Origin of the sequence: Pseudomonas sp. K5002, from assembly GCF_013386655.1 — a bacterium.
Classification (GTDB): Bacteria; Pseudomonadota; Gammaproteobacteria; order Pseudomonadales; family Pseudomonadaceae; genus Aquipseudomonas.
Map to the genome: position 1 here is coordinate 1 of NZ_JACARK010000806.1, position 4,321 is coordinate 4,321.

A 4,321-nucleotide genomic window follows, 5' to 3' on the forward strand; every position below is an offset into this window, starting at 1 on the left:
CGCAATGGCCGAGCCGGAACTGGATCCTCCGCTGGTGAGCTGGGGGTTCCAGGGGTTGCGGCCATTGCCGAAAACCCGGGAGGTGCTGGCGCCGGTCCAGCCGAATTCGGTGGTGGCGGTCTTGCCGAGGATGATCGCGCCGGCCTCCTTGAGGCGGCGGATGATCGGGGCGTCCTGGGTGGGGACGTTGTCCAGGCCGGTCAGCGAACCGCGGGTGGTGCGCAGATTGGCGGTGGAGAACAGGTCTTTGATGCCGAAGGGGATGCCGTGGAGCGGGCCACGAAATTGGTTGGCCTGCGCTTCTGCGGTCAGGATTTCAGCCTGCTCCCGCGCGAATTCGGTGTAGACGTCGCCGAAGGCATTCAGTGTGGGATTGTGGGTTTTGATGGCTTCGAGGCTTCGCTCGACCAGTTGCACAGGGGTCAGTGTGCCTTGGCGGATGCTTTCGGCTGCGTGCAGGACGCTGGGCATGTGGGTCAGTGAGGTATCAGTCTTCATTGAGCATCCTGGGACATCTGCGAAATGATCCAGCGGGTACGTCAATAGACGCCAAGGGAATGGAAGCTGTCAAGTTGGATTTGTTGCGTATGTGGGTTTTGTGGGTTTTATTTTTGTCGGAGATTTGGCTTACGAAAACGGGTCGGTTTAGCCGGGAATTTGGCGAAACGTCCTATCAGTAGCAGTGGATAGCTCTGACTTCTTTCTCTTACAAACCTCTGCAAAGTCCCTCGCCTGACCACACAGCGCGAGGGAACGCCGATGTTTTTTTCGATTAATGCCCTGCCCGATGGGGCTGCCTCTTGAATCCCGCCCTAGGCAGGTTGGCCCTGGCTCCCATGGATGTGGAGACGAAGGAGGTTGAAGCGGTCTTTCGTAATTTCAGGGAGTGCCTTAACTCGTTTGACGATTGGGCTGAGAGCTTCTGGAGCTTTTCGTCGCTGGAAGTCGAGCAGGTGTTCAAGGTTGGGGATGAGGTCGCGCTGGTCGCGCCTGTTTCCTCTAAAGCCCCCAGTACCACCGTTGCAATGTGCAAACCCAATGGTGCGCTGACCCTGGTGCATATGTTTGAGAGCAAGCGGTTTGTGCCGATCGGCAACACGCCGGTCATGCTCCAGGCCATCGCCGAGGACGGCAGCCTGATCGGTCCCCCCATTCATAAAATCATCGGCCCCAGCGGCATCCTCGAAATCACCGACTGCACGCGCGACCAGCAGTATCAGGTCAGCTTCTACCCCGATGTTTCCAAGGATCACGTCAAGGCGCTCTACGCCTCCTATCAGTCGGTGATCAGCTCACTGGAAAGCAGCTTGCGCAGTGAATGGACGAGCACCTTCGAAGAGCAGTGGAAACAGTACTCAAACGCCAGCGCCCTCGACCGTCGCAAGTTGATGGACGCCGCGTTTGTGCGAGGGATTACGAACACGCTGTACAGCCTTTGGGACGGTATTCCAAACCTGTACGACTGGCTGGCGGACATCAAACCCAATAGCGAAAAGTTGCTGCAGTACCTCTCCCAAGGCGAGCTTGAAGAGCTGTTGAAGCTCAGCAATGAGGCCATTGCCAACGGTCTTCTGGTGCTGAGCGATGAACCGCTGCTGTTCATCTATCTGTCGGCGATGTTCAGTTGGGCGCAATTGCTTCCGCCGCCGGACATGAACGAGCTGCTGGGGGAAATGACTTCCGAGGTACTGCTCAACCTGCTGTTGCTGTTGGCCACCGGCGGCATGGGTGTGGCGGTGCGTTTGGGCCCGCAGGTGCTGGGCAAGGTCAGGTCCGGCCGGGCACGGGTGTTACTCGAGCAGATGGCCAAGTTGGGCGAGGCACCACGGCTGGACTGGCACCCCAGTGTGCTTAAGCCGGTGTCGCTTAAAAATGATCCAGTGTCGATCAAGGCAGCGGCCGTGCCGTTGAAGGCCGGTGTAAACGAGGTTTCGAATCCGGCAGCGCTGGTCCGAAAGCCTAAAGCGGCACGCACGGCGCTGGTGAAGCAAGAACATGTGGATGATGCCCCGGCTTCGGCGAAAAACCCCAATGGGGATGCTTCGGTCTGTTCGGCGAATACCTGTACCAATGGCTGCCCGGTATCGATGGTTACTGGTGAGGAGCTGCTGACCCTCACGGATGGCTCGTTGGAGGGTGTGCTGCCATTTGCCTGGACGCGGTTGTATCGCAGCAGTGCCGTCGAAGTGGATTGCGGGTTGGGGTTTGGCTGGAGTCATGCGCTGGCGCAGCGCTTGGTGGTGAGCGGCGAATCGGTGGTGTGGACCGATCACGAGAACCGCAGCACCACCTTTCCCCTGCCCTCTGCTGCACGGCCGGCCATCACCAATAGCCTGGCGGAAGCGGCGATTTATCTGGGTGCTTTGCCGGATGAATGGGTGCTGGCTCAGGCGTCGCTTTTCTACCACTTCCGTGACGGTGTGCTGACGGCGATCAGCGATGCTTACGACAACCGGCTGCGCATTGCTCGCGATTATTCCGGGCGGATTCAGCGGATCGATAACCATGTTGGCCAGGCATTGCTGCTGCGATATGAGCGCGGCCATATCGTTGCCGTCGACTATCAGGTGCAGCGGGAGCCGGGCTGGGTCACCGAACAGAACGTTGTTTCCTACACGTACGACGATGCCTGGCGGTTGGTTGAGGCGACCAACGCGGTAGGCGAAAGCGAGCGTTATCGGTACGACGATCAGCAGGTGATCCTGGAGCGGGAACTGGCCGGTGGGGCGAGTTTCTTCTGGGAGTGGGAACGGTCTGGCAAGGCAGCGCGATGTGTCCGGCACTGGGCCAGCTTTTCGCAGATGGACACGCGGTATGTGTGGGACGACAACGGCACGGTCACCGTGCACAACGCCGATGGCAGCCAGGAAGTCTACGTCCACGACCAGCGCGCACGGCTGGTGCAGCGGATCGATCCGGACGGCGCGCAGCACTTCAAATCCTACGACGAAAAAGGCCGGCTGACGGTCGAGCAGAATCCACTGGGAGCGGTGACGGCCTATCAGTACGACGAAGCCGGTCGGTTGATTGCGCTGTTTCCCGGGGACGATACGCCGACGTCCTACGAGCATGACAACGGGTTCGTACGGGTTGTGCGCCGTGGTGATGCGGTGTGGAAATACCAGCGTAACGATCAAGGCGATATCACTCGCAAGACTGATCCGGACGGCAATTACACCGAATACACCTACACCCAACACGGAAAGCTTACGGGTGTTTGGTATCCGGATAACAGCAGCCAACGCTTTATCTGGAACGAACGCGGCCAGCTCATTGAGGAAAAACTGGCGAATGGCGGTGTGCGGCGTTATCGCTATGACGAGCTGGGGCGGCAGGTGGCTTGCGAGGATGAGCATGGTGCGCTGACCCAGTATCAGTGGGACGCCGTAGGTCGTTTGCTGAAAGTGATTCAGCCTGACGGGGCCACACGCGAATTCAGCTACAACCCGTACGGAAAAATCACTGCTGAGCGCGACGAGTTGGGCCGCGTCACCCGCTACGAATACGCCGATGGTCTGCACCTGATCAGCCGCCGGATTAATCCGGACGGCACGCAGCTTAAATACCGTTATGACAATGTTCGGTTGTTACTGACCGAGATTGAAAACGAGGTCGGCGAAACCTATCGGCTCGACTATCACGCCAACGGCCTGATCCAGCAGGAAACCGGGTTTGATGGCCGCCGCACCGCCTATGCCTACGACCTCGCCGGGCATCTGCTGGAAAAGACCGAATACGGCGATGACGGCAGTCAGTTGGTTACCGGTTATGCGCGCGATGCTGCCGGTCGCCTCGTAAGAAAAACCCTGCCCGACCGCAGCATTGTCGATTACACCTACGACCGCCTCGGCAATCTCCTCAGCGTCGACGACGGTCATTGGCCGCTGCATTACGAATACGACCTGCAAAACCGCCTCACCGCCGAACACCAGGGCTGGGGCACGTTGCGCTATGGATACGACGAATGCGGCCAACTCGAAAAACTACGCCTTCCGGATAACAACCGCCTCACCTTTCACCACGACAAAGGCGGCGACCTCGCCACCGTCGAACTCAACGGTAACCTGCTCACCTCGCACCTGTTCAAATCCGGCCGCGAACACCAACGCCAGCAGGGCCAACTCCTCAGCCACTACCACTATGACGACCAGGGCCGCCTGCACGCCCACGCGATCACCCAACAGGAACAACGCCACCAGCGCCGCCAATACAACTACGACAAACGCGGCAACCTCACCCGCATCCTCGACACTCGAAAAGGTCAGCACGACTACCACTACGACCCACTCGACCGCCTGACCCGCGCCAACCACTCGCACGA

The 4,321-nt window shown here is 59.2% G+C and carries 2 protein-coding genes; one reads left to right on the forward strand and one right to left on the reverse strand.

Annotation, left to right across the window (positions count from 1 at the left end):
- The coding region (locus HX846_RS28910) for an amidase (RefSeq protein WP_178966640.1) at window positions 1–498 on the reverse strand (498 nt) is incomplete at its 3' end.
- Window positions 499–836: 338 nt separating this feature from the next.
- Between HX846_RS28910 and HX846_RS28915 the strand changes: the two genes are divergently transcribed.
- Window positions 837–4,321: DUF6531 domain-containing protein (locus HX846_RS28915; protein ID WP_178966643.1), on the forward strand; the 3,485-nt coding region annotated here is incomplete at its 3' end.